Origin of the sequence: Thermorhabdus hydrogeniformans (assembly GCF_049310025.1) — a bacterium.
Taxonomy (GTDB): Bacteria; Bacillota; Thermosediminibacteria; order Thermosediminibacterales; family Tepidanaerobacteraceae; genus JBJYKD01.
The window spans coordinates 37,014-58,508 of record NZ_JBJYKD010000007.1 but is presented as its reverse complement, the minus strand read 5'-3'; the positions used below and the strand labels follow the sequence as shown (position 1 = coordinate 58,508).

At 41.5% G+C, this 21,495-nt stretch carries 32 protein-coding genes, 6 tRNA genes and 1 pseudogene; 9 read left to right on the top strand and 30 right to left on the bottom strand.

Going from position 1 to position 21,495, the window contains the following annotated elements; genetic code table 11:
• Positions 1-36: 36 nt before the first annotated feature.
• From ACKX14_RS05095 to ACKX14_RS05020, 16 genes are all read right to left on the bottom strand, one after another.
• Positions 37-228: a flagellin gene (locus ACKX14_RS05095; protein ID WP_422445304.1), complete on the bottom strand. Its 192-nt coding sequence runs from the start codon at positions 226-228 to the stop codon at positions 37-39.
• A gap of 16 nt (positions 229-244) precedes the next feature.
• Positions 245-1,027: a type II secretion system F family protein gene (locus ACKX14_RS05090; RefSeq protein WP_422445302.1), complete on the bottom strand. Its 783-nt coding sequence runs from the start codon at positions 1,025-1,027 to the stop codon at positions 245-247.
• 56 nt (positions 1,028-1,083) lie between these two features.
• Positions 1,084-1,974 carry a type II secretion system F family protein gene (locus ACKX14_RS05085; RefSeq protein ID WP_422445300.1) on the bottom strand — a complete coding sequence of 297 codons (891 nt, stop codon included), beginning with the start codon at positions 1,972-1,974 and terminating at the stop codon, positions 1,084-1,086.
• Positions 1,975-1,995: 21 nt separating this feature from the next.
• Positions 1,996-3,126, bottom strand: a complete 1,131-nt coding sequence (locus tag ACKX14_RS05080; protein ID WP_422445298.1) for a TadA family conjugal transfer-associated ATPase — start codon at positions 3,124-3,126, stop codon at positions 1,996-1,998.
• Entirely contained in the window at positions 3,104-3,889 is a 786-nt protein-coding gene (locus ACKX14_RS05075; RefSeq protein WP_422445296.1) for a CpaE/TadZ family protein, read from the bottom strand. The genes ACKX14_RS05080 and ACKX14_RS05075 overlap by 23 nt, the downstream gene beginning before the upstream one ends.
• Positions 3,890-4,678 carry a hypothetical protein gene (locus ACKX14_RS05070; protein WP_422445294.1) on the bottom strand — a complete coding sequence of 263 codons (789 nt, stop codon included), beginning with the start codon at positions 4,676-4,678 and terminating at the stop codon, positions 3,890-3,892.
• 240 nt (positions 4,679-4,918) lie between these two features.
• The gene (locus ACKX14_RS05065; RefSeq protein ID WP_422445292.1) at positions 4,919-5,728 is read right to left on the bottom strand and encodes a DNA adenine methylase; all 810 of its coding nucleotides are present in this window, start codon (positions 5,726-5,728) and stop codon (positions 4,919-4,921) included.
• Positions 5,729-5,971: 243 nt separating this feature from the next.
• Positions 5,972-6,298 (bottom strand): single-stranded DNA-binding protein, encoded by a 327-nt coding sequence (locus tag ACKX14_RS05060; RefSeq protein WP_422445290.1) that lies wholly within the window; start codon positions 6,296-6,298, stop codon positions 5,972-5,974.
• On the bottom strand, positions 6,288-6,815 hold the full coding sequence (locus tag ACKX14_RS05055) for a hypothetical protein (RefSeq protein WP_422445289.1): 528 nt from the start codon (positions 6,813-6,815) through the stop codon (positions 6,288-6,290). The genes ACKX14_RS05060 and ACKX14_RS05055 overlap by 11 nt, the downstream gene beginning before the upstream one ends.
• A 146-nt stretch (positions 6,816-6,961) precedes the next feature.
• Complete coding sequence (locus tag ACKX14_RS05050) at positions 6,962-7,525, bottom strand: hypothetical protein (protein WP_422445287.1); 564 nt, start codon at positions 7,523-7,525, stop codon at positions 6,962-6,964.
• Between the two features lie 78 nt (positions 7,526-7,603).
• Positions 7,604-7,951, bottom strand: coding sequence for a hypothetical protein (locus ACKX14_RS05045; protein WP_422445285.1), 348 nt, complete (start codon positions 7,949-7,951; stop codon positions 7,604-7,606).
• Positions 7,952-7,969: 18 nt separating this feature from the next.
• Complete coding sequence (locus tag ACKX14_RS05040; protein WP_422445283.1) at positions 7,970-8,203, bottom strand: hypothetical protein; 234 nt, start codon at positions 8,201-8,203, stop codon at positions 7,970-7,972.
• Positions 8,204-8,292: 89 nt separating this feature from the next.
• Positions 8,293-8,835, bottom strand: a complete 543-nt coding sequence (locus ACKX14_RS05035; protein ID WP_422445281.1) for a sigma factor-like helix-turn-helix DNA-binding protein — start codon at positions 8,833-8,835, stop codon at positions 8,293-8,295.
• On the bottom strand, positions 8,807-8,983 hold the full coding sequence (locus ACKX14_RS05030) for a hypothetical protein (protein WP_422445279.1): 177 nt from the start codon (positions 8,981-8,983) through the stop codon (positions 8,807-8,809). The genes ACKX14_RS05035 and ACKX14_RS05030 overlap by 29 nt, the downstream gene beginning before the upstream one ends.
• A 70-nt stretch (positions 8,984-9,053) precedes the next feature.
• Complete coding sequence (locus ACKX14_RS05025) at positions 9,054-9,212, bottom strand: hypothetical protein (protein WP_422445277.1); 159 nt, start codon at positions 9,210-9,212, stop codon at positions 9,054-9,056.
• A gap of 61 nt (positions 9,213-9,273) precedes the next feature.
• Entirely contained in the window at positions 9,274-9,468 is a 195-nt protein-coding gene (locus ACKX14_RS05020) for a helix-turn-helix transcriptional regulator (protein WP_422445275.1), read from the bottom strand.
• A gap of 195 nt (positions 9,469-9,663) precedes the next feature.
• Between ACKX14_RS05020 and ACKX14_RS05015 the strand changes: the two genes are divergently transcribed.
• Together ACKX14_RS05015 and ACKX14_RS05010 are read left to right on the top strand one after the other, a co-directional pair.
• Positions 9,664-9,978 carry a helix-turn-helix domain-containing protein gene (locus tag ACKX14_RS05015; RefSeq protein WP_422445273.1) on the top strand — a complete coding sequence of 105 codons (315 nt, stop codon included), beginning with the start codon at positions 9,664-9,666 and terminating at the stop codon, positions 9,976-9,978.
• 2 nt (positions 9,979-9,980) lie between these two features.
• The gene (locus ACKX14_RS05010; RefSeq protein ID WP_422445271.1) at positions 9,981-10,244 is read left to right on the top strand and encodes a hypothetical protein; all 264 of its coding nucleotides are present in this window, start codon (positions 9,981-9,983) and stop codon (positions 10,242-10,244) included.
• On the opposite strand, the gene ACKX14_RS05005 is transcribed toward ACKX14_RS05010, so the two are convergent.
• Both ACKX14_RS05005 and ACKX14_RS05000 read right to left on the bottom strand, forming a co-directional pair.
• The gene (locus ACKX14_RS05005; RefSeq protein WP_422445269.1) at positions 10,230-10,382 is read right to left on the bottom strand and encodes a hypothetical protein; all 153 of its coding nucleotides are present in this window, start codon (positions 10,380-10,382) and stop codon (positions 10,230-10,232) included. The two genes, ACKX14_RS05010 and ACKX14_RS05005, sit on opposite strands and share 15 nt — an antisense overlap.
• Positions 10,383-10,405: 23 nt before the next feature.
• Positions 10,406-10,642, bottom strand: a complete 237-nt coding sequence (locus tag ACKX14_RS05000; RefSeq protein WP_422445267.1) for a helix-turn-helix transcriptional regulator — start codon at positions 10,640-10,642, stop codon at positions 10,406-10,408.
• 175 nt (positions 10,643-10,817) lie between these two features.
• On the opposite strand from ACKX14_RS05000, the gene ACKX14_RS04995 reads away from it, so the two are divergent.
• From ACKX14_RS04995 to ACKX14_RS04965, 7 genes and pseudogenes are all read left to right on the top strand, one after another.
• A complete protein-coding gene (locus ACKX14_RS04995; protein WP_422445265.1) occupies positions 10,818-11,219 on the top strand; it encodes a helix-turn-helix domain-containing protein in 402 nt (133 codons plus the stop codon).
• 31 nt (positions 11,220-11,250) lie between these two features.
• Entirely contained in the window at positions 11,251-11,529 is a 279-nt protein-coding gene (locus ACKX14_RS04990; RefSeq protein WP_422445263.1) for a hypothetical protein, read from the top strand.
• 18 nt (positions 11,530-11,547) lie between these two features.
• Complete coding sequence (locus ACKX14_RS04985) at positions 11,548-11,895, top strand: hypothetical protein (RefSeq protein ID WP_422445261.1); 348 nt, start codon at positions 11,548-11,550, stop codon at positions 11,893-11,895.
• A 202-nt stretch (positions 11,896-12,097) separates the two neighbouring features.
• Positions 12,098-12,355, top strand: coding sequence for a hypothetical protein (locus ACKX14_RS04980; protein WP_422445259.1), 258 nt, complete (start codon positions 12,098-12,100; stop codon positions 12,353-12,355).
• A 129-nt stretch (positions 12,356-12,484) separates the two neighbouring features.
• Positions 12,485-14,005, top strand: a complete 1,521-nt coding sequence (locus ACKX14_RS04975) for a ParB/Srx family N-terminal domain-containing protein (RefSeq protein ID WP_422445257.1) — start codon at positions 12,485-12,487, stop codon at positions 14,003-14,005.
• 69 nt (positions 14,006-14,074) lie between these two features.
• Positions 14,075-14,929: a DNA adenine methylase gene (locus ACKX14_RS04970; protein WP_422445255.1), complete on the top strand. Its 855-nt coding sequence runs from the start codon at positions 14,075-14,077 to the stop codon at positions 14,927-14,929.
• A gap of 93 nt (positions 14,930-15,022) precedes the next feature.
• A pseudogene (locus ACKX14_RS04965) lies at positions 15,023-16,234 on the top strand (recombinase family protein); the annotation flags it as partial.
• A 572-nt stretch (positions 16,235-16,806) separates the two neighbouring features.
• Here ACKX14_RS04965 and ACKX14_RS04960 read toward each other — a convergent pair.
• The 12 genes from ACKX14_RS04960 to hisB all read right to left on the bottom strand — a co-directional run bounded on the left by ACKX14_RS04960 (position 16,807) and on the right by hisB (position 21,448).
• A tRNA-Leu gene (locus ACKX14_RS04960) sits at positions 16,807-16,895 on the bottom strand.
• 22 nt (positions 16,896-16,917) lie between these two features.
• Positions 16,918-16,991, bottom strand: a tRNA-Cys gene (locus ACKX14_RS04955).
• A gap of 12 nt (positions 16,992-17,003) precedes the next feature.
• Positions 17,004-17,078 (bottom strand) — tRNA-Gly (locus tag ACKX14_RS04950).
• Positions 17,079-17,085: 7 nt separating this feature from the next.
• A tRNA-Phe gene (locus tag ACKX14_RS04945) sits at positions 17,086-17,161 on the bottom strand.
• An 8-nt stretch (positions 17,162-17,169) separates the two neighbouring features.
• Positions 17,170-17,247 (bottom strand) — tRNA-Asp (locus ACKX14_RS04940).
• A 7-nt stretch (positions 17,248-17,254) separates the two neighbouring features.
• Positions 17,255-17,330: transfer RNA gene (locus tag ACKX14_RS04935), tRNA-Val, on the bottom strand.
• A gap of 287 nt (positions 17,331-17,617) precedes the next feature.
• Positions 17,618-17,854: an alpha/beta-type small acid-soluble spore protein gene (locus ACKX14_RS04930; protein ID WP_422445253.1), complete on the bottom strand. Its 237-nt coding sequence runs from the start codon at positions 17,852-17,854 to the stop codon at positions 17,618-17,620.
• 84 nt (positions 17,855-17,938) lie between these two features.
• A complete protein-coding gene (gene hisIE / locus ACKX14_RS04925; protein ID WP_422445251.1) occupies positions 17,939-18,613 on the bottom strand; it encodes a bifunctional phosphoribosyl-AMP cyclohydrolase/phosphoribosyl-ATP diphosphatase HisIE in 675 nt (224 codons plus the stop codon).
• Positions 18,610-19,365 carry an imidazole glycerol phosphate synthase subunit HisF gene (hisF, locus tag ACKX14_RS04920; protein ID WP_422445249.1) on the bottom strand — a complete coding sequence of 252 codons (756 nt, stop codon included), beginning with the start codon at positions 19,363-19,365 and terminating at the stop codon, positions 18,610-18,612. Before hisF ends, hisIE begins: the two co-directional genes overlap by 4 nt.
• A 62-nt stretch (positions 19,366-19,427) precedes the next feature.
• Positions 19,428-20,156 (bottom strand): 1-(5-phosphoribosyl)-5-[(5-phosphoribosylamino)methylideneamino]imidazole-4-carboxamide isomerase, encoded by a 729-nt coding sequence (gene hisA, locus ACKX14_RS04915; RefSeq protein WP_422445247.1) that lies wholly within the window; start codon positions 20,154-20,156, stop codon positions 19,428-19,430.
• The gene (gene hisH / locus ACKX14_RS04910) at positions 20,153-20,764 is read right to left on the bottom strand and encodes an imidazole glycerol phosphate synthase subunit HisH (protein WP_422445245.1); all 612 of its coding nucleotides are present in this window, start codon (positions 20,762-20,764) and stop codon (positions 20,153-20,155) included. Before hisH ends, hisA begins: the two co-directional genes overlap by 4 nt.
• Before the next feature lie 96 nt (positions 20,765-20,860).
• The gene (gene hisB, locus ACKX14_RS04905; RefSeq protein ID WP_422445243.1) at positions 20,861-21,448 is read right to left on the bottom strand and encodes an imidazoleglycerol-phosphate dehydratase HisB; all 588 of its coding nucleotides are present in this window, start codon (positions 21,446-21,448) and stop codon (positions 20,861-20,863) included.
• Positions 21,449-21,495 lie beyond the last annotated feature (47 nt).

The following is a 21,495-nucleotide window of genomic DNA, read 5'->3' as shown; positions in this document are numbered from 1 at the left end:
AATATCGAAGAGGGGGGCAACCCCACCCCCTCAATTTCACTCGTTTAGAGTATCCTCCATCTGAGTGTTCAAATTACTCACACCGGTGCCGGTAGTCCTGCCCAATGTCTTTATATGCGGTGCCGCCGCAAGAATAATAAATAGCAGGACAAGAGCAATAGCCACAATTTCGGCGCCTTTTCTGCTGGTTATATGTTCTTTTATTTTCTTTACAAAATTTCTAAGCATTAAACCTCACTCCTTATCAAAAAATTGTTTTCATGCCTCCGTTTAAATTTGTGAAATACGGGTAAATATAGAGCATTGCAATGGAAGCCATGAGTATAAACAGTACCGTCAGAGCCTTATATTCCGTCATCTTGTCCTCCCTCGTTATCTTGGCTATTGCAGTATTAAACAGCGACGAAGAAAGGGAAGACAATATCTCCACAGTCCTGCCGGTACGCTCGCCCTGGAGCAGCGCCGTGGAAAGTACGTTCACTTCCGGCAGGCCGACGCTGTCACAAAACTTTTTCAGACACACCTCCTTATCCCGGGTAATGAAATACTCGGCGGAAAGTTTCGCCAGCTCTTTTTTCACCTCCTTTTTCTCGGCGCTATCCGCCGCCAGCAGGAACACGTCTTCCAGGGGCACGTCCACCGCAGCCCCCAGTTCAAACATGTCCACTATCTCGGGCATCTCGTTTCTGAACGCCCGCTCCCGCTCTCTCTTTTTAATTAATAGATACAGGTCCGGCAGACAGAACGAAATGCCTGTGAATAAAACAGCCTGGGCCCATTCCATGTGCACTGCAAAAGCGTAAAAAACCGCAAAAATAAACAGCCCTATATGGGCCAGGATATAAGTTTCGGGAGTAAGTCCCGGTGGATTTCCCGCTTTTCCGATCTTTTCCCGGATTTTCGCCAGGGTCCCTTTTCTGACCCGTTTGCTGACGGCGGCAGTAATACTGTCTTTGAAGCTTATTTGATAAATCTTTTTCCTTAATTGGTAGATATGATACTCGTTAAGGCATGTGTAAAATATCATAACCAGTATAACCAACAAAACCGCAAAAAGGTAAAATATATCATCACCTCCTTTCGTTAATCCAAAGCGTTTATGTTTTTAATCATAAACAATGCAAAGATGATGGCCGCCGCATTGGAAACCAGGATCATCTGCCCCGTGAGGGTGTTTTTGAGGATATACACCGCTTCCGTGTCACCGGAAATATTGACGATCATCATAAGGTTTATAACAATCATTACCAGTATGATCATTGTACTGACGGCTGCGCCGGCCCCTTTCTGGCTTTCTGCACCGGCCAGTTTTTCGCCCTGCTCCCGGAGTTTTGCCAGGGCTTTCTGGAAATTCCCGCCGTATTTTGCATGCAATCCGGCAAACTTAAAAAACTTCCTGAACTCCCTGTCACTTATCTCCGACATTATGCCGTCCAGAAATTCCTCCATACTTTTCATGGATCGTTCATATACCGTCACATGTCTTCTGAGTATGGACCGCAAAGGCTCCCCGACGTACTCAGCAGCGGACTTTATGGAATTTACCATATTGCCTTCGATATTAAAAAACCCCGAAAAAGTATTCAGGAAGTTGAGATACATGCCTTTTATCTTCCTCTGATTCAATACGGTCATAAAAGACAGGACGGCAAACGGCACATATATCGTCGCCGCCGCATACATCAAAGCAGCCAGTATGCCAAGCTTCATAAAAAAGAAAAACGCCAGTATGAATAAACCCATGCACAAACAAATAAAAGCGCCAGCGTCCAGAGGTATATAATTTTTTATTCCCGACCGCAGTATGGCTTTCTGGATGTCTTCATATCTTCTCTTCAAAAAACCATTGTTCCCCAGGACTTTTTTTAAGACCTTCTCGTATTCCCTGAAGTAAAAGCGCTTAACCCGGGAGCCGTTTAACTTTATGTCAAGCAGAAAATATATTGCAATAAAAAGCAGAACAGCATTTGTCACAAAGATTAAACTCAGAACGGCTCACCTCCTTACCTCTTCAATCTCGACAACTTTATAGTCCTTCATAAATACAACAAGATCCAGGGACGAATAAAGCATTTCTCTCAGGTCGTCAAAAGGAATATCCGTTCCGGACCTTTTCATAAGCTGCACAAGCCTGTTTACCACCTCTCCGGCGGAGTTTGCGTGCACGGTCGCCATTGAACCGGTATGTCCGGTATATACGGCATTGAAAAAGTCAAAGGCCTCTCGATCCTTTATCTCGCCTATGAAAATGCGGTCGAGGGACATCAGCAGCCCTATCTTTGTCAGTTCAAAGAGAGTGTAATCCTTCACTTCGGGATTATCCGAAAGCTTCACCAGTTTACACACCACATCCGGATGTTTCGGTTTTATTTCAAAAGTCTCCTGGATTAAAAGCCCTCTCTCATCTTCCGGCATTTCATCAATCAAAGCGCCTAATAGTGTGGTTTTTCCACTGCCGCCCTTACCGGCAATTACTATAGTCTTTCTTTCCTTCACCGCTTCTTCAAAGAACGCCTTTTCTTCAGGTGTCATCATCCCTTTCTCGACCAGTTCCGATAAAGAAAAACCGGTGGTAGGCTTGCGGATGCAGATGGAAGGGGACAAAACATTTACGGGCTTTAAAGATATTACAATTCTCAAATTTCTTTTCCTGTCAGTCAGCACCGCCTCGGCGTTGGAGTTCTCGTCCAGCTTCCCGCCGCACATGGCGGCAACCTTGTAGCAGTATTTCAGAAGATTTTGTTCACTCCCGAAGTCCACCGGCACCCGAATTTTTTTGCCGAACTTCTTAATGAACACTACATTACTTGAATTAACCAATATGTCGGATATATCCGGGTCGGCGACATAAGGCTGAAGGATGCCATATCCGAAAAGAATATCCACGACTTTTTTAGCTAAGGCTGCAATGTCAGGAACATGAATTTTTTTGTTCCGGATGATACTTTTAATTTCTTCCGTGAGCATGACGTTTGATGCCTTTCCTTCCTGGACGGCGGTGATGAGATCGGATTTACTTAGCACCAATTCATCCACGATTTCACCGGCATAATCATCTTCCGGCTTTTCTTTTTTTTCTGCTTCGATGCCATATGGTCGAACCTCAAACGGATTTATCAGCGACATGCGGTATCACCTTCCCACCCGAAAAAACTTTTATGAATCTCCGCCCGAGGTCTTTTCTGCACCCATCCGGTACTTGAAAAACGTGGGCCATATCTTTTAACACCCTTATGATTCCCGGCCGCGACAAATCTTTAAGTCTGCCGTCATACGGCACGGCTTTTGTATTAAAGCCGAGGACCCTCTCGACGGTCTCCGGATCAATACCGTCCCGGTCATACTTGTTCAAGAAGGCTTCCACCTTACCGCGCCGGATTCCCCATCTATCGCATACAAATTCCACCATCTGCGCCGTGTCTTCCAGTGAAATTTTATCCGGTAAAAGCACCACGTTTATCCCGTCGCTTTCCCGGAGGGCCGCTTCCGTTGATGAAAAAAATACCCCGGCATTGGTGTCGACAATGATGTGTTCAAACTCGCCCCTGAGTGCCCCGATAATGGCGGAAAAATGCCGACCTTTAAATCTCTCAAATTCCTCCATCGGGATGCCCGTCAGAACCCGCAGGCCGCGTTTTTCCCGCATATACCCCTTCACGACATCCGCCGAAAGCACACCCCTCTCCGCTGCGTCGTATATACCCGCCAGGTCCTGCAATTCTATGTCCAAGACTTTATGTATGTGCGGCATACCTTCTTTGAAGTCGAGAAGCGCGACTTTTTCGGACCTTTTCGCAAGAGCCAGCGCCTGGGCTACCGCAAGAACGGTTTTTCCCACTCCTCCCCCGGCGCTCCACCAGGTAATAACTCTGCCTTTATCCGCCGTCAATTACAACACCTCTTTCTGTTCGCCCTTAAGCTTTTCTTTTATTTCCCGAAGATACTCTTTCGCCTTCTCCGGCGATGCCCTGGTGTCCTTTATTTCATCCAGCAGCTTTTGAGTCTCTTCCAGACGCCTCTTGTTTCTAATATCCAGAAACTTCTGATAATCAAATGTTTCCAGGTCCCATTTATTTCTCAAGGCCTCAACAACAAAGCCTTCCGGATTTTTAATTTCATTCCTTTCAAGTGAGTCTTTAAGATACATCACCGCTTTTTTGACGGCATCGGGACCATATTCTAAAACCAGCATGTTGAAAAACGAAAGCTTATCTCTCCCGGTCGCCTGCTGAAAGATTTTATTAATCTCAACAACAACCCCAGCCGAAGGCTGGGAATCTTTTTCGTTTTCTTCAATAACAACCCCGGCCTCGGGCCGGGTGTCTTTTCCACCTTTCGGCGGGTTGTTGTTATTTATATATTTTTCTGTTTGTATATTCTTCTGTTTGTGTTCTGAAAAATTTTCATATACCCCACTGAAAAATTTACAGATACTATCTGAAAAATTTTCAGATACCCCCCTATCTGAAATATTTTCAGATACCCCTTCAACTTCTAATTCCTCATTTTCTTCTTCAATCGGGTTAGCTGTATTATCTTTACTGTTCAGGATCTCTATAATTGCATCAAAAAGAGGAGAAAAATCGTAGTAGTTCGTATCTTTTCTGCCTGTCCTATCCAAACGATTTTGAAGAATAAGGTACCCTTTCTCAACTAACGAGTTTTTATAATTGTGCAAGGTCCTTTCGCTCACGCCTGTATATGCTGCCATTTTTCGCAAAGAAGGCCGCGGCAGTTCGGTGGTCCATTTATGCCTGAGAATCTGGGCCACAAACCAGCACTCGCCGACGCCGAGATTAAGTTCTCTCTGACAGGAGAATATGGCGTCCGGTATAGAAGCTATTCCGTTACGGGCTATTATTTCACCGAACCTTGAAAAGTAGCTATTGCCCATTATTAATCATCCTCAGTAATTTAATTACCAGCTGCTAAAAAGGCTGTATTGCCGATGATATTCGGCAGCAATTGGGTTTATCCAAATGCATTCTTTCCTTTTTTTGCCGTACATGGTTGTAGTTTCTATTATGTCTATGGACCAGCCGCTTAACACCCGGTCGTAAAGTTCATTGGGATATCCTGAAATGAAAGCCGGCCCCTTATGATTTTTAAGAGTTTCTAACAATTCCTCATGCTTTTCGGTTGTCATTTCGTTCTTGTACCGTTTACCGGCGGTCCTGGTTTGTATCATATATGGCGGATCGGCATATATAAGGACCTCCGGATAATTGTATTCCTTAATAAGCTTTACGGCATCCATATTTTCTATTTGAGCATATTTCAGCCGCCGTGTTATCTCTAATACAATCTGCGGCAGCTTTAAAAATTCGTTGTTGCGGCTTACCCGGAGACTTGCCCGTTTACTGTTGTTCCATCCCGGCCTTCGATATAAATCGGTTCCATAAGACTGCCAGCAGCGCACTAAAAAGCGGCGCGCATCTTCCAGAGGATCACCGGTTTGTTCGCAGCTCTGTTGGTATTCTTCCCGGGACCACGGCGTACACTCTATCAACCGTGCCAATTCTTCAGGACGGTCTCGTATAACACGAAATAGATTAACTACATTACTGTCTATGTCGTTTATTGTTTCTATACCGGCCGGCCTTTTTCTGAAAAACACCGCTCCGGAGCCAAAAAACGGCTCCAAATATACCTGATGCGGTGGAAAGTGCTGTATGATCCAGTCCGCTATGGACCATTTAGCCCCGGGATATCGCAAAACAGGATCCAAAATATCATCTCCTTTATGAACTCATTTGCTTCCTTTAAGCTGCAGGGTATAATCTTTAACAACATACATCCCAGCCCCCAGGGAAAAAATAAATAAATATAAAAAAAACAGCAGCAGAAGCTGTGCGATACTGTGGATAAGTAGAGCATCATGCGAGACTTATCCAAGGGCCTGTGGAGCTTGTGGACAAGTCGAGCCTGTGAGACTTGTCCACAAATCCATCAGGTCCGGCAGTATCCACAGCTAATCATCGATCTTTTTATCCAGAAAAACCACATTATCCGCCACCACTTCCGTAGTCCTGGACTTTTTTCCTTCTCCATTTTCCCATGTTTTTGTCTGTATCCTGCCGCAAACCCCTACCATCCTGCCTTTTTTCAAGTTGTCCCCGCATATTTCGGCCAGCTTTCTCCATGCCGTAACGGGTATAAAATCCGTTTCTTTTTCTCCTTCGCTGTTCTTATAATTCCTGTCCACGGCAAGCGTAAAAGCACATACTGAAATATCATTCACCTTCTTCAATTCAGGGTCTCTGGTCAGCCTTCCAACGAGCGTAACGTTATTGATCATATCTGTTCCTCCTTAACCTATTCTTGCGTTCCCTGTATTCTTCTTTAACATAAGACTCGCAGCCAAGATGGTAGTATTGGCCAAAATAAGGGCATTGACTGCATGTTATCTTCCCGACAGGCTCAACCGTTATTTTTACGGCCACCTTGCTGTGATAAACAGGCCCTATCGTTTTGTATAATGTCCGCAAAATAAATCTGTCAATATTCGGCTCTACAATAAAACCTTCCCCTATCCCGAGAACCAGGGTATCATTGTTATAATACTTCCGTAAAAATTCAACACCCCTTCCCTCCGTCCAGTCATTGTAAAAAGCAATCCTTTCGGCGGCTTTTAAACAATCAGGAGAAGCACTGTATCCGCACGGCCTTTCCGTATAACTTTTCCATAAACAATACAACTCCCCGGCAAGCTGCCTTGAGGGAGTTTTTAAAAACTGTCGTTCCTTCTCCTCAATTTCCCGTTCCAGCTCCGCAAGATGGATGTCACGTTCAATATCTGTCAAGGCATCGGACATAATACCGCTCCTTTCTTTATTTCCGCCTTGCGGCGGGTTGTTGTTTTTTATGAAGGATTTCCCAAAATGCCGCCAGACGAAAAGAGCTAGAAATTTTTTGGCAAAAAAACGGCTATAAAATCAAAACTGATTGTATTTATAAAGATTTATATGAAAATCCTGATATCATCGGACATAAATAACTTAAAGTCACTTTTAAATAAATACTCTGATGTTTTTATCGTTATATCCGAGCCTTTATCGGTATTCCAAATAAAATCAATCAAGCTTTTATCTTTAATGTCTCTATCTATGATCAAAATTCTATAATATTTACCATATCGGGAAAAAATTAAACCTTCTTCAATGTTCAAAAAAGAGATTAATCCATAAGGAAAAGTTCTCGCCCTTCTATGACATATGGCTTTTAGAGGATTATAATCATTTTTGATATCCACAAAAAACATAACCGGTTTTACGTTAAAATCAGAGAATCCCTTCTCTTTATCGTAGTAATTGTCTTTAAAAAACTTGAGATCATTGTTATCTATCAGTTCCAGATCAGGAACCTTATCCAAAAATTGACTATACAAACTGCTTTTAAACATTTTAATGCCTTCCCCATCCGAGAGAACAAGCACCCCATAAGTAAACATCTCGTAACTAAAAACCATTTCTGTTTCTTTAAGTTTAAAAGGAATTTTTAGATTCAGCAGGTCATGAACGCTCATTTGAGGCCTCTCCTTTCCCCCCTTCCGGCGGGTTGTTGTTTTAAGTCAAAATAAATGAGCCTTTTCCCATTATGAGGATTACAGGCTCAATTCTTCTTCCAGCAGCTTTTTAAGACTTTCATGTATTGTTTTTCCCATTCTTCCCCCCGGCTCATAATGCATTAGCGTTATTATTTCATTGGCCGCTCTCATATATTTCTGTTCCTTAAAGGCTTGTTTTATACTTGCCAGCGCCCTGGCAGCACATTGCTCATCAAATGTCCTTTTATAATAAAATAACGACCTTTCGTCTTTTGCAGGTTTATATCTTAAAAGTTCTTTGTAAAAAACGTATATTGCCTCTTTAGCCTGCAAGTTCTTCTCGTCTCCCTTGTCATTAAACCAGTCGTCATGCTTTTCCAATATAGAGAAAAGCCTCCTGTCCACTCCTATCACCTCTCGATTTTAATGTGCTTGCGCTGATACCCGGCGATAAGTAAACCTTCCCCTGTTTTTGCGTTGGCCGGAAGATTTGTCTGGTTTTATCATCTTTTGCAATATTCTTTGGGATAAAATCACATAATCCCTCAGAATTTCATTACAGCCGCATAGATCCATACTTTGAACCATTTTTGTTAAGTCGTAATCTTGCAAAATATCATAAATGCTGTTTAAATCCTTAATTAAGCCATGTTTCAAGGTTTAATACCTCCCTTAGATTTTGTATCTTAAAAGGACAAAATAAAAAAGCCTATCGGCTCCTATAGGCACACTTATAGTGTGGTCAATTACCTTGCGCTTTTGTCTACCTTTTTACTGATTCGTTTTAGCTGAGTATGAATGGACCTATAATCACATCCAATTATCTCAGCGATTTCTTTTGGGCTTTTACCTTGACGGCTTAATATGTATATTTGTTCTTGCTGCGGGCTTAAGCCAATCGGTAATCCTTTTTCTCCCTGGCGTTTAATCTTTTTTACGTTCCTCACGGCCTTCTGAAAAACATCAAATGCCGTTTTTGGTGATATACCCAAGATTTCGGCTATTTCTCGGTAGTTATACCGCTGCCGTAGCTCCGCAATTTCCCGTTGTCTGTCCGTCAAAAGCACCAGTTCATTCTCCGACAATGACCCGAATTCATACAGTACCTTGGTTTTCAGGACCCTCCTCGTATCCTCCAGGTCCCGTATCATACCGCCCATAATTTCCCTATCGGCAACGGTGCCCTGATAATCGTCAGCCTTCATCCTTTCACGCACCTTTTTCAAGGCCAAAGCCCCTTCTCTATACTGCTCCTCCATCTCAGACCAGCTGGCCCATCTTTTCTCCATCCTTCTTCTCCTTTCCCACCAAAATACTTAACTTCCATCCTTCAGGCACACTTTCAAGCCTCACAGGCTTAATCTGCATCAGTTTTTCTGCCAGGTTAAAAATCATGCTTTTATTTTTTACCGGAGCAAATTCAACCCATGAATTCATATCATGCCACCCCCTGTTTTAACCGCCGAAGCAGCGTAAGCGTTTGACACAGCGTTTTTTCACCGGGTTTTTAGCGGGCGTCCTGGTCTTTATTCTCCATATCCTTTTTTATCTCCATGGCTAAAATCCGGGCCAGGGCCAGCATATTAGGCCGGAGTATTCTTTCCAGTTGTTCCCGGGTCATGCCTTCCGGCGGCCCGGATTCCATTTCGATTATCTTTGGTATCATCTAAGTACCCCCTTCATAAGAACACTTGAAGGAAATTAATGTAAGATAGAGAATATATATTTTAGGCGGATTCGTCTTCTATTAGGTCCTTGACGCTCACATTTAAGGTTTTAGCGATTTTTTTTAATAAATTTAATGATGGGCTATAACGACCGTTTTCAAGTGCAGAAATATATTCTCTAGAAACTCCAACTGTATTTGCTAATTCTTTTTGAGTTAAACCTACTGACTCTCTCGTTTCTTTTATTCTTAGCAATGTATCACCCCACTTTGATTACTATTGTAAAGTATAACTTCGCTAAAATCAATTTATATGTAATGTCATAATTCACAATTTAAATTTAATTTCTCGATATTTCTTTAACTTTCTTTAAATATCTTGTCTTTTTTACACAATCCACTTATAATAAATGTGAAGTATAATATTACAAGTTTATTAAGAGGAGTAAGTATGGATATAGGAAAAAGATTAAAAGAAATAAGAAAATCTAAAACCATTACTATAACTGCTTTATCTAAAAAAATTGGTTTAACTCGTGAGTATTTAAGTAATATTGAGCGTAATATCAATACACCGTCCTTACAAACCCTCCAGAAAATCTGCGACGCGCTCGGCATAACGCTTGCCGAATTCTTTTCTGAAGAAGAACGTCAAATCCCTCCAGAAATATCCTCACTCATGAAAGAAGTTAAAAACCTTACACCTGAGCAGGCCGAACTTCTCGCAAGGTTTATACAGACTATGAAGGACCAGAAAGGAGAATAATAATGACAGAACGCGAACTCCTTGAACTTTTAGTAGATAAAGTAACCTCCATGGAGGAAAAAGTCCGGCGTGTAGAAGAATCTCAAATACGAATGGAGGATGAATTAGTTGCTAAGGTCAAAGCTCTTTTCGACGCCCGCGAAGTCCAGTTAGACGTAAACGACCGCGTTCTTGACTCTCTCTCCCGAATTGAAGGAAAGCTGGACCGGCTCTCCCTTAAGGTCGCTTATCATGACAGTATGTTAAAAGAGTTAAGTAAAGCTTGACAAATACAGTTCGTCTTTTGTCTCCATAGCCAGTTTCCGGGCCAGTGCCAGCATATTAGGCCGGGGTATTCTTTCCAGTTGTTCCCGGGTCATACCTTCCGGCGGCCGGGATTCCATTTCAACTATTTTAGGTATCATGGCTTCTTTTCTCCCTTTCAAAGTTATGCGGTTTGCTTAATTTTTGTTGAGCAGCTCTCAACATTTACTTCAAAAAAAATTTCCTTGATATCAGCTTCAAGTATCTTACTAATTTTAATGGCCTTTTCTAATGTCATTTTGATGTCACCATTTTCAAGTTGACAATAACCGCTTTTATCCTTGTATCCCAGTAGTTTAGCCATCTGTTCTTGTGTTAAACCTTTAGCTTTTCTAAGCTCTTTGAGTTTATGTAGATTCAATTTTATACCTCCTCTGTTGAATTCTGCTCAACTTCATCTATTATTATAGTAGAGTATAATTAAACTGTCAATAGATTTTCAATATAAATTGAAGTTTTTTAAACTATATTTACAGAAAAAATAGACAGGTTTATAATAAAATCAGTTTAGTAATTTTAAACATGAGGGTGTTGAAATGCCAACATTAGGCGAAAGAATAAAACAACTTAGACTTGAAAAAGAAATGACTCAGGAAGAATTCGGAAAATTATTCGGAGTAACAAAATATGCAGTTTCTTTATATGAAAGTGATAAAAGCACTCCTAATGATGAAATTAAGAAAAAAATAGCTGAATATTTTCAGGTTACTCTTGACTGGTTAATGGGAGTTTCCAATATTCGCAACCCTGCCGAGAAAATCACCGACTCCATCTCTGACGATCCAGAGCTGGCGAAGTTCTGGGATGAACTAAAGAATCGGGAGGATTTAAAATTACTCTTTAAACAGATTAAAGACATGCCTCCCGGCGATATCAAGAAGATAATCCGCATAATCAAGGCCATCGAAGATGAAGAAGCCGCACATGATGATTTATAAATTCGTTAATATTAGTCAAAGGAGGATTTCGATGGATAATGAAATGCTAAACCTTATGACAAAGCTGTATGCTGAAATGCAAAAAGGATTTAATCGAGTAGATGAAAGATTTAATCAGGTGAACCAAAGAATGGATCAGGTAAACCAAAGAATTGACGAGCTTGAAAAAATCGTACTTAAAATCGAAAAGGAGCATGGTGAGAAACTTTCAGCGCTATTCGACGGATACAAACAGAATAGTGATAAACTGGATCGAATCGAAGCCGAAGTATCAACACATGAGGAAATAATACTGCGCCGTATAAGATAGCAAAAGGAGGACGGCGGAATGTTTGAGCTTCTAGATGAGCCACTATTCAGGGCTTTAGTGGATGGTAATATACCATTTCATGAAGTTATGAATGCATTCGGGATACGGGTTACCATTGCAAACCTCCCGCCTGCTGTATATGGTTTTACATATATGAGCAAAAAGGGTAATTACCATTTGGCTCTTAACGGCAATATAAATTATGAAACTCAATGCAAAGTTTTTATTCATGAGATAAAGCATATTATAAATGATATACCAAAAGCAGGGTATGTTATCGGGCTGGACATGCAGCATGAATATTTCGAGATCGAAGCAGATAAAGTAGCAGAAAGTTGCAGTCGGTATAATGCTAAAGTCGGGTAGATGACAATGAGGTTAGAAAAGCTTGAACATCCCGAAAATGAGCCGCTGGTTGAGGATGCCGGAAGAGTTAGCAAAGTATAAGATGAATACCTATTGATACCAAATAAGTTTTTATTTAACCCCTACAGTAGCTATGAGCCATGCAACGTTTGTAATCCCCCTTACTAAAAACTATCTTAGAGTTCAGTGAAGAGGGGGAAATATGTCACTGAAAGAGATAAAAAAATTATCAGATAAAGTTTTACTCTATAAAGAATGGGAAGAAAGTTCGAGTGGTCATATGGAAATAACTTATTGGGTAAAAATTATTCCTGGATCTAATAGCGATTTTATTTTCGAAGAAGGCAAAAAAATAGAATATTTCATTCATCCCAAAACCAAAAAAAGCATTAGCCGATATGAGATCAGTTTGAAGGCTTTTATGGATTTTGTTAGACAACATGGTCAACGTATAACATAGCAATTAATTAAAATATTTATCTTTGTTTAGCTTATTTTTATTTTTTCTTGTTAAAAGAATATTATGTTTTATTTATTATTTATCAAGGATAGGTTTTTTATTTAGACGATGTTTACAGGAGGGAATTTTATGCCCAAATTTCAAGTATTAAGGATGTCACCTTTAGATATATTATTAGACGCTAAAAATCCACGATTTATCATCCCACCAGATACAAGTCAAGATAATATTAGACTTTATTTATTGGAATATGAAGAAGTAGCTTCTCTAGCAAAAAGTATTATAGATTACGGCGGTTTGATGCCAGGTGAAAGGGTTATAGTCTGCAAAGAAAATGATTATTATGTGGTTTTAGAGGGAAACCGAAGAATATGCGCTTGTCAACTACTTCTTAATCCTGACTTAATTCCGGATAAATTTAATAAAGACATACCGCGTATTACCCAAGAAACCCTTGATAATATATCACAAATCGAAGTTGATGCGGCTAATTCAAGGGAAGAAGCGCAAAGCACATTAGCTTTTAGGCATATTGAAGGAGCTAAGAAATGGTCTACAATTTCAAAATACAAATTCTTTACTAATTCATTCAATAATGGCAAATCTATTGATGAAATTTCCGAATTAACTAGAATTAAAGAATCTAAGGTAGAACAGGGAATAAAAGAATATAACCTTTTAATGTATGCTTTAGAATTACCTTTTTGGTCTGAGGAAGATAAATCAAAATTAAATTTACAGGGAATAAAAGTCACGCCATATCTCCGCATTTTTGCAGCAAAAAATAAAGAATATAATATGACGGGAGCACAGTTATTGAAAATTAATTATGATGAAAACACTCTTAAACCAAAGTCTGACCTAAATGAGGATGTATTTAAAACCGCAATTTATTTAATTGCAAAAGCAGCATTTGTAGACAACAGTATTAATACGCGTAATGATTTTACTGATGTTCCTGGTTTAATTGATTTATTAAATGAAAATAATATAATTCCACAAAACGATAATAAAATTAATTCCGGGATGAAAAAGCCTAACGATATACCTAATGAATCAAATATTCCAAAAAATAACTCTTTTGATATTAAAGGTCCTAAAGATGATCAAATTAAGGACTCAGAACAATTGCCTAAGTCAAATAATCAAACAAAAGATAAAGAAAAAGATAAAGGCTCATCTCCTTCTCCACCTCGCTTTTTCGAAAATCTCACATGGGCAGGTGTAGATAAAAACGATCCCGAAAATACCGGTTTAATTGCTTGCGCGGATGAAATCAAAAGACTCTCTCAGTATGGGCACTATTCAAAATATCCAATTTCTACGGCAATGCTGTTACGATCACTGATAGAGCATACGCTTAAATATTATGCTAAAAAAACAGGTTTTTGGAAAAGAATTAAACCTAACCCCGATGACAAGGACCCAAAATTAGAATATATAATACAAATGTTTACGAAAAATAAGAGTAATCTTTTTTCTGATGAGGTCGAGAGAATATTTTCCACTGTGTTTGAAAATAACTCGTTAAAAGATTTTTTAGATTGCATTGTTCATCAAACCCAAAATACAAGAGCCACAAAAGAAATTCTTGAATCAATAGCAAAAGCAGGATTATTCGCCTTTATAAATGCCATTTTAAATTTATAATAGCCGCTGGCCAAATCTAAAACACTATGCTATAATGAACTTGGCAACATTTATAGCAGGTGATTTTTAATGGGAGTAATTTCTCCCCTCCGATATCCTGGGGGCAAACGCAAATTATTCAAATACATAAAGAATTTAATTGAATATAATAATCTACGCGGTTGCGTTTATGTAGAACCTTATGCTGGGGGTGCCGGCCTTGCACTGTCTTTACTTTTTAAAGACGTAGTCAATAACTTAATATTGAATGATATTGACAGATCTATTTACGCTTTTTGGTATTCCGTTTTATACCATACTGATGAATTATGCGACCTAATTTGGCAAACTCCCGTTAACATGGACCAATGGTATATACAAAAGGAAATTCAAAGAAATAAATATGCTCATAATTTGCTATCACTGGGTTTTTCAACTTTATTCTTAAATAGAGTTAATCGATCCGGCATTATTAAAGGAGGAGTTATTGGGGGGAAAAATCAATCCGGCAAGTATAAAATTGACTGTAGATTCAATAAAAAAGATTTAATTCATAGGATACAAAAAATAGCTAATTACAAAAGCAAAATACAAGTGCATAATCTAGATGCGATCGAATTTATAAATATTGTAGTTACAAACTTACCTATGAATTCTTTCATATTTTTAGACCCGCCCTATTATAAGAAAGGACCGGAATTATATGAAAATCATTATAAACACAACGATCACGTAAAATTAGCAGTAGAAATCACCACCAAGATTAAACAACCGTGGATTGTAACATATGATAACGTTGAAATTATTAGAGACCTTTATAAAGATTATAAGCAGAATGAGTTTGATTTAAATTATACAGCGAACTTAAAATATGCTGGGAAAGAAATAATGATATATAGTAATTCTGTAGTTCCTATTGATTTCAAGAAACGTGTTTTTAATTAGCGGGCAACCGCTTTTTTCTTTCAGCTTCTTATAGAACAAACGTTTATGAATCTAAAAATATACACAAAATGTTATTGAAAAGGAGTCTTTCTTATGAAAGAAATTCTTAATTTACGCAGTCCAAAATCACAAACCAGAAACATCAAGTATGCCGTGGCTCTCTGCCGGGTTTCCACCGAGGATCAGTTCACAAAAGGCCTTTCCATCCCGGAACAGCGCCAGCGAATTCAGAAGTGGGCGGACGAACATAACGTAACTATTTTAAAATGGGTTGAGCTCCACCATTCCGCTTACCGCGGGCTGGATGAAGAGCCTGAAGTTCTTGAACTCCTGGAGTTTGCAAAAAATAATGAAAGGGTATCTCTATTTCTGGTCGATGAAAAAAGCCGGTTTGCCCGCAGAAAATATCTTCGGGTCGTCTGGCAGGAAGAGTTGCGCCGGCACGGTGTAACGGTCATCGGAGTCAGCGAGCCGCTATATGACCGCAACTCAATCCACGGCATCTGGCTGGAAGGCATTTCTGAGACCAAAGACGAGGCCCGGAGTATCGAAACAGCCTATCATACCGTAAAAGGCATGACAAGAAACGCCGGCACCCGGGACCCTGAGACGGGTTACTGCTATAAAAACGGCGGAATCGCTCCGGATGGATACATAAATAAGCGGGTTATCAGGGGGAAAGATTCCAGAGGGAAAGACATTGTCAAACTTTTATGGGAAATAGACGAAGAAAGAGCCTGGATAATTCGACACATTGTGCTTGACCTCTGGTTGCGGCAGAAAATGCCCCTTAAACAAATAAGAGACCATTTAAACGGAAAAGGCGGAAAATATCTGAACAGATACGGGAAACCCTGGTCGGTTACGACCATTCGCGAAATATGTATGCGTGCACTGGAAGGAGTATATTCGGGCCTCTACTACTGGAACCGCACCGGTCGGGATCTTCGCGGAACCGGCCAGAAATGGAAGGATTCGGACGACTGGGTTGTCATAGAAAATGCCCATCCTTCAATAATTACTCCTGATGAATGGAAAGAACTAAAGGAGGTTATGGGACCATTGGTTGTAGAGAGAAAGAAAAATATAAAACCAACAAGAGCAGAGGACAGCCCATATCTGTTCTCAGGTGAAAACGCCGTCGGGGAGCCCATGTTTGTATGTCTCAACTGCGGCGGCTACATCAACAGTCAACAGGTAGCAAAAAACTATTATTACATATGCTCCAGCTATAAAAATAAAGGCCGGGCCGGCTGTGCCAAAGGTGTTGCCATCAGGAAGGAAGAACTAGAAACTAAAGTCCTGGCCGCAATAAAGGCTCACTTCACCCCCGCACGAATAAAGGTAATGGTAGAGGAGATAAATGAAATTATAAATGAAGAAAATAAAGACCTAGACCAGGCTGAAAAACATCTTCGCAAATCTATCACGGAAATAGAAAACTCCATAAACAATATTATGTCCGCCATACAGCAGGGAAAAGGATCCAAAGTTATCCCCTTACTTCTCGAACAGCTTGAAAAGCTCCAGGAGGAAAAACTGGCCCTGGAGGCGGAACTGCAGGAACTGCAGAAAGAATCGCCGGAAGCAAAAAGAATTGAGGAAGCCGCAATCCTTGCGAGGTTGCATAATTTAGAATCGGTTTTAGCGGCCTCTACGGCCACTAACAGGGAAAAAAGGATGGCCGTAAGGTATTTCATACGTCAATTGCGTTTTAACCCCGACACAGGCGAAGTATATATCTATTTCTGGCAGGACCCCACAGGACGGGACATAAAACGATTGAAGCTTGTTAAAACCCAAACTGAACAAAATAAAAAAGAAGATGTTCATCCATCTTCTTTTGAAAATATATCTGACAATTTTATGATTTTCGATGGTGCCGGGAACCGGAATCGAACCGGTATGGGTATTTCTACCCGCAGGATTTTAAGTCCTGTGCGTCTGCCTGTTCCGCCACCCCGGCATTCTAAATTTAATGATACAAATGGAGGCGGCACCCAGATTCGAACTGGGGATAAAGGTTTTGCAGACCTCTGCCTTACCACTTGGCTATGCCGCCTTATATACAAAATGGAGCGGAAGACGGGATTTGAACCCGCGACCCTCGCCTTGGCAAGGCGATGCTCTACCCCTGAGCCACTTCCGCACATTTATGGTGCCTTGGGGCGGAATCGAACCACCGACACGAGGATTTTCAGTCCTCTGCTCTACCGACTGAGCTACCAAGGCACTTTATATGGCGACCCAGAAGGGATTCGAACCCTCGACCTCCAACGTGACAGGCTGGCGTTCTAAACCAACTGAACTACTGGGCCGCGTATTTGGTGGGCGAAACAGGGCTCGAACCTGTGACCCCGTGCTTGTAAGGCACGTGCTCTCCCAGCTGAGCTATCCGCCCCTAAGACAATACTTAGTATACCTTAGAATATAACCGGTGTCAAAAATCATTAGATATTATTATCAGGATTTATTTGTTTTATTCGCTTTATATCTCATTATTTCTCCAATTATCTGGCCGCATTAATGAAAAGCTATGTCCAGCGCTGATTTTGCGCCTTTGCGTTGGTGATTGAACATTAAAACACAACCCTGCATTAATATCTGCAGGGTTTCCGCCTGTGACCCGGTGATTGAGCCGGGTATTAACTTCAATATCAAGGTCGTTTTTTACGCTTTACCCGCCCTTTATCTTTTTTTATCTTTCTTTATTCTGCCATCCTTTTTGTCCATTGTTTCTTCAGCAAGGTTAATCATTTTTCTAATCATGTTGCCGCCTATCTTCCCCACTTCCCGGGTGGTCATGTTCTCCCAGCCGCGTTTTTCAATGTCGTCATCCAGGTGAAGCTCTTCAGCCACCTCTTCCTTTAAACTTTCCAGTTCATCTTCTGCCTTGGGATTAACCGGTCTGTTGCGCCGGGGCATAGGTTGAATTCCCTCCTAGGTAAATATTTTAGGTCACCTTTAGTATTTGTATCCCAGGCTCAGATTTATGCAAAATAATATGCGCTATTTGCGGCGCCTTTCTAGTTCTTCCGCTATTTCCTTTAGTGAAATGCCGTCATAGCGCAATGCAATTAATAAATGAAATATCAGATCGGCAGTTTCGTATATGGTGTCGCTTTTGCTGCCGCTCATTGAGGCTATTATAACCTCCGAGGCCTCCTCACCAATCTTTTTTAATATTCTTTCCCTGCCCTCCTTATAAAGTTTCGCCACATAAGAACCCTCGGGCATCTCTCTAAATCGCGAATCGATAATATTTACCAGTTCTTCAAGAATCTTTATATGATTGTCCTGGCATATCGTTCCTGTTGAATCGGCTTCGGTTCGGAACCTCATATTTCCCACCTGCTCTTCTTTCACTGCAAGGCTCCGGAAAAAGCATGACCTGTGGCCGGTATGACATGCCGGGCCTTTAGGTTCCACCTTTAAAAGCAGAGCATCCTGATCGCAGTCATACATGATCCTTTTTACATCCTGGAAATTCCCACTGGTTTCACCCTTTTGCCATAGGGTTTTTCGCTCGCGGCTATAGAACCATGCTCTTCCCGTTTCTATGGTCCTGGCAAGCGCTTCCCTGTTCATATACGCCACCATCAATACTTCTCCGGTATTATCATCCTGGACCACCGCCGGGATTAAACCTTTTTCATCAAAATTTATCTCTTCAATGCCCATCATAGTCTTACTTCAATCCCTTCCGACCGTAAAAATTCTTTAACTTCCCTTATGCTGTAAACGCCGTAATGGAACACCGATGCGGCCAGGGCTGCATCGGCCATTCCTTTTGTAAAAACATCTAAGAAGTGTTCTAGTTTTCCGGCTCCTCCCGATGCTATCACCGGCACATTAACCATCCCCGCAACGGTCTTTGTGAGTTCCACATCATAACCGTCTTTTGTCCCATCTGCATCCATACTTGTGAGGAGTATTTCCCCGGCTCCGAGATTCACGGCTTTCTTTATCCATTCCAGGGCATCCATACCCGTGGCCGTCCGCCCGCCGTTGATGTAAACCTCCCATTTATCGCCGATTTTCCTGGTATCGCAGGCCAGGACTATGCATTGACTGCCGAAACGCTTTGCCCCTTCAAAAATCAATTCTGGGTTTTTGACAGCAGCAGTGTTCAGAGAGACCTTGTCGGCACCTGCCATGAGGATCTCCCGGATGTCTTCAATGCTCGAGATACCTCCGCCCACCGTGAAGGGTATGAAAATCTTTCTGGCGGCCCTTTTTACCATTTCTACGGTGGTCTTCCGACCTTCAGCCGATGCGGTTATATCCAGAAAAACAACCTCATCGGCTCCTTCCATGTCATAATAAGCAGCCAGTTCCACCGGATCTCCCGCATCGCGCAAATTAATGAAATTGGTCCCTTTGACCACCCTGCCGCCTCTTACGTCCAGACATGGTATAATCCTCTTTTTTAGCATGGCATATATCATCCTTCTTCATAATCAACTTTGCATCTTATCATCATGGAAACAAGGTATATTCACTCTTCAAATGTTTCTATAATTTTAGCCAGTTTCAAAACGCCGTTATAGAGGGCCTTTCCAATGACAACCCCCTCCAGGCCCTTTGTTTCGAACGGCCTCAATCTTTCTAAATCTTCCAATGAAGCAATTCCCCCTGAAGCGATAACAAGAAATCTTCCGACACTCAATATATTTTTAAGTCCTTCCATATCCGGCCCTGACATCATTCCATCTCTGGAAATATCAGTATATATCACTCGCTGTATCCCATATTCTGAAATCTTCGCCAAAAACTCCCGGAGGGTTACACCGGATGTCCGGGTCCATCCTCTGGTTGCAACCATATTTTTCCTGGCGTCAATTCCCACTGCAATCCTGCCGGGGCCAAAAATGGCAACAGCCTGACGAACCATAGAAGGTGATTCTATGACCGCCGAACCCAATACCAGGCGGTTTATCCCAGCATCCAAATACTTCCTAACCGTATCCATATCCCTGAGGCCCCCGCCCAATTGTATATTTGCCTTTACAGCCTCCCGAATTTCAAGGATAACGTCCATGTTTTGAGGGCTGCCAACTTTCGCGCCATCCAGGTCCACCACATGTATCCATTTGGCACCTTGCCTTTCCCATTTTTTTGCCACTTCTACCGGATTTTCGTAATACACCGTTTCCCTGGCAAAATCGCCCTGGACAAGCCTTACGCATTGGCCTCCCCTTATATCGATGGCAGGGTATATGATCATCTCGACATCTCTCCAAAATTCTTTAAGATTTGAAGGCCGAACCGGCTGCTTTTTTCAGGATGAAATTGAACCCCGTAAATATTTTCCTTTTCCACGCATGAGACAAATGGAGCACCGTAATCGGTGATACCTGTCGCCACGTCTTCCTCGGGGTCACAATAGTAAGAATGAACGAAATAAAAATCCGTGTTATCGGGTATACCCGAAAGAAGCTGGGAATTTTTTACCTTTTTCACGCCATTCCAGCCGATATGGGGAACTTTAAGCTTTATATATTTTTCGTCAAATTTCTTAACCGAACCCTTTATGAGATCGAGGCCTTTAAAATAACCGCCTTCGAAGCTCTCGCTGAATAAAAGCTGCATTCCGAGGCAGATGCCCAGAAATGGCATTCCAATTGCCACGGCTTCCTTGATAACATCCACCCAGGCCGATTCCGTAAGGTTTTTGATGGCATCCCCAAACGCCCCTACACCGGGCAGCACCAGCCCGTTTACATTTGTAAGGTCCTCGGGGCATTTCATCAATTTGACCCTAAAACCAAGTTCTTCAAAGGCCTTTTTTACGCTCATAAGGTTGCCCATCCCGTAATCTATGATGCCTATCACGGGTCAGCCCCCCTTTCAAATCACGTACTTCAGGCATCCAAAAGACGCCCTCAAGTTTTAAAACTCTTGTCCAAAAAGAGAAACACTCTTAATATACTACAACACTCCTTTGGTGGAAGGAATTCCATTTTCTCTTTCATCAAAGCTCACAGCATCCCTCAAAGACCTGCCGAAAGCCTTGAAAAGAGATTCTATAATGTGATGGGTATTTTCCCCCCGCACCACTTCCAAGTGAAGTGTGATACGCGCATTGTTTACAAAAGCCCCGAAAAATTCTTTCACCAGTTCCACGTCAAAATTACCCGTTCTCTCTTGAACAAATTCGGCTTTAAAAAAAAGAAAGGGCCTGCCGCTGATATCCACGCAAGAAAAGCCAAGAGCTTCATCCATTGGCACGTAAAAACTCCCGTACCGGCGGATACCCCGTTTTTCTCCAAGGGCTTTTAAAAATGCCTGTCCCAGGACTATCCCCGTGTCTTCCACCAGGTGGTGAAAGTCCACGTCAATATCCCCCGATGCCTTTACATCCAGATCGAACAGGGCATGGCGCGAAAAAAGGGTCAGCATGTGGTTGAAAAAACCCACCGGTGTATTTATCTTTGAACGGCCCACGCCATCGAGATTAATCCTGACCTCTATCTGGGTCTCTTCGGTCCTTCTCGAGGTTTCCGCAATCCTTTCCATGATTCACCTCTTTTTTATTATTTTATTAAATTTATAAATTTATCAAA

Coding starts and splice junctions, on each gene's coding strand:
- ACKX14_RS04980 (WP_422445259.1), top strand. CDS start 12,098: ATGTCACTGAAAGAGATAAAAAAATTATCAGATAAAGTTTTACTCTAT.
- ACKX14_RS04930 (WP_422445253.1), bottom strand. CDS start 17,854: ATGCCCCGGCGCAACAGACCGGTTAATCCCAAGGCAGAAGATGAACTG.
- ACKX14_RS05030 (WP_422445279.1), bottom strand. CDS start 8,983: ATGAATTCATGGGTTGAATTTGCTCCGGTAAAAAATAAAAGCATGATT.
- ACKX14_RS05035 (WP_422445281.1), bottom strand. CDS start 8,835: ATGGAGAAAAGATGGGCCAGCTGGTCTGAGATGGAGGAGCAGTATAGA.
- ACKX14_RS05095 (WP_422445304.1), bottom strand. CDS start 228: ATGCTTAGAAATTTTGTAAAGAAAATAAAAGAACATATAACCAGCAGA.
- ACKX14_RS05055 (WP_422445289.1), bottom strand. CDS start 6,815: ATGTCCGATGCCTTGACAGATATTGAACGTGACATCCATCTTGCGGAG.
- ACKX14_RS05090 (WP_422445302.1), bottom strand. CDS start 1,027: ATGATATTTTACACATGCCTTAACGAGTATCATATCTACCAATTAAGG.
- ACKX14_RS04975 (WP_422445257.1), top strand. CDS start 12,485: ATGCCCAAATTTCAAGTATTAAGGATGTCACCTTTAGATATATTATTA.
- ACKX14_RS04995 (WP_422445265.1), top strand. CDS start 10,818: ATGCCAACATTAGGCGAAAGAATAAAACAACTTAGACTTGAAAAAGAA.
- ACKX14_RS05050 (WP_422445287.1), bottom strand. CDS start 7,525: ATGAGCGTTCATGACCTGCTGAATCTAAAAATTCCTTTTAAACTTAAA.
- ACKX14_RS05015 (WP_422445273.1), top strand. CDS start 9,664: ATGGATATAGGAAAAAGATTAAAAGAAATAAGAAAATCTAAAACCATT.
- hisB (WP_422445243.1), bottom strand. CDS start 21,448: ATGGAAAGGATTGCGGAAACCTCGAGAAGGACCGAAGAGACCCAGATA.
- ACKX14_RS04990 (WP_422445263.1), top strand. CDS start 11,251: ATGGATAATGAAATGCTAAACCTTATGACAAAGCTGTATGCTGAAATG.
- hisIE (WP_422445251.1), bottom strand. CDS start 18,613: ATGATGGGCATTGAAGAGATAAATTTTGATGAAAAAGGTTTAATCCCG.
- ACKX14_RS05080 (WP_422445298.1), bottom strand. CDS start 3,126: ATGTCGCTGATAAATCCGTTTGAGGTTCGACCATATGGCATCGAAGCA.
- ACKX14_RS05025 (WP_422445277.1), bottom strand. CDS start 9,212: ATGATACCAAAGATAATCGAAATGGAATCCGGGCCGCCGGAAGGCATG.
- ACKX14_RS05010 (WP_422445271.1), top strand. CDS start 9,981: ATGACAGAACGCGAACTCCTTGAACTTTTAGTAGATAAAGTAACCTCC.
- hisA (WP_422445247.1), bottom strand. CDS start 20,156: ATGATCATATACCCTGCCATCGATATAAGGGGAGGCCAATGCGTAAGG.
- ACKX14_RS04985 (WP_422445261.1), top strand. CDS start 11,548: ATGTTTGAGCTTCTAGATGAGCCACTATTCAGGGCTTTAGTGGATGGT.
- ACKX14_RS04970 (WP_422445255.1), top strand. CDS start 14,075: ATGGGAGTAATTTCTCCCCTCCGATATCCTGGGGGCAAACGCAAATTA.
- hisF (WP_422445249.1), bottom strand. CDS start 19,365: ATGCTAAAAAAGAGGATTATACCATGTCTGGACGTAAGAGGCGGCAGG.
- ACKX14_RS05060 (WP_422445290.1), bottom strand. CDS start 6,298: ATGATCAATAACGTTACGCTCGTTGGAAGGCTGACCAGAGACCCTGAA.
- ACKX14_RS05005 (WP_422445269.1), bottom strand. CDS start 10,382: ATGATACCTAAAATAGTTGAAATGGAATCCCGGCCGCCGGAAGGTATG.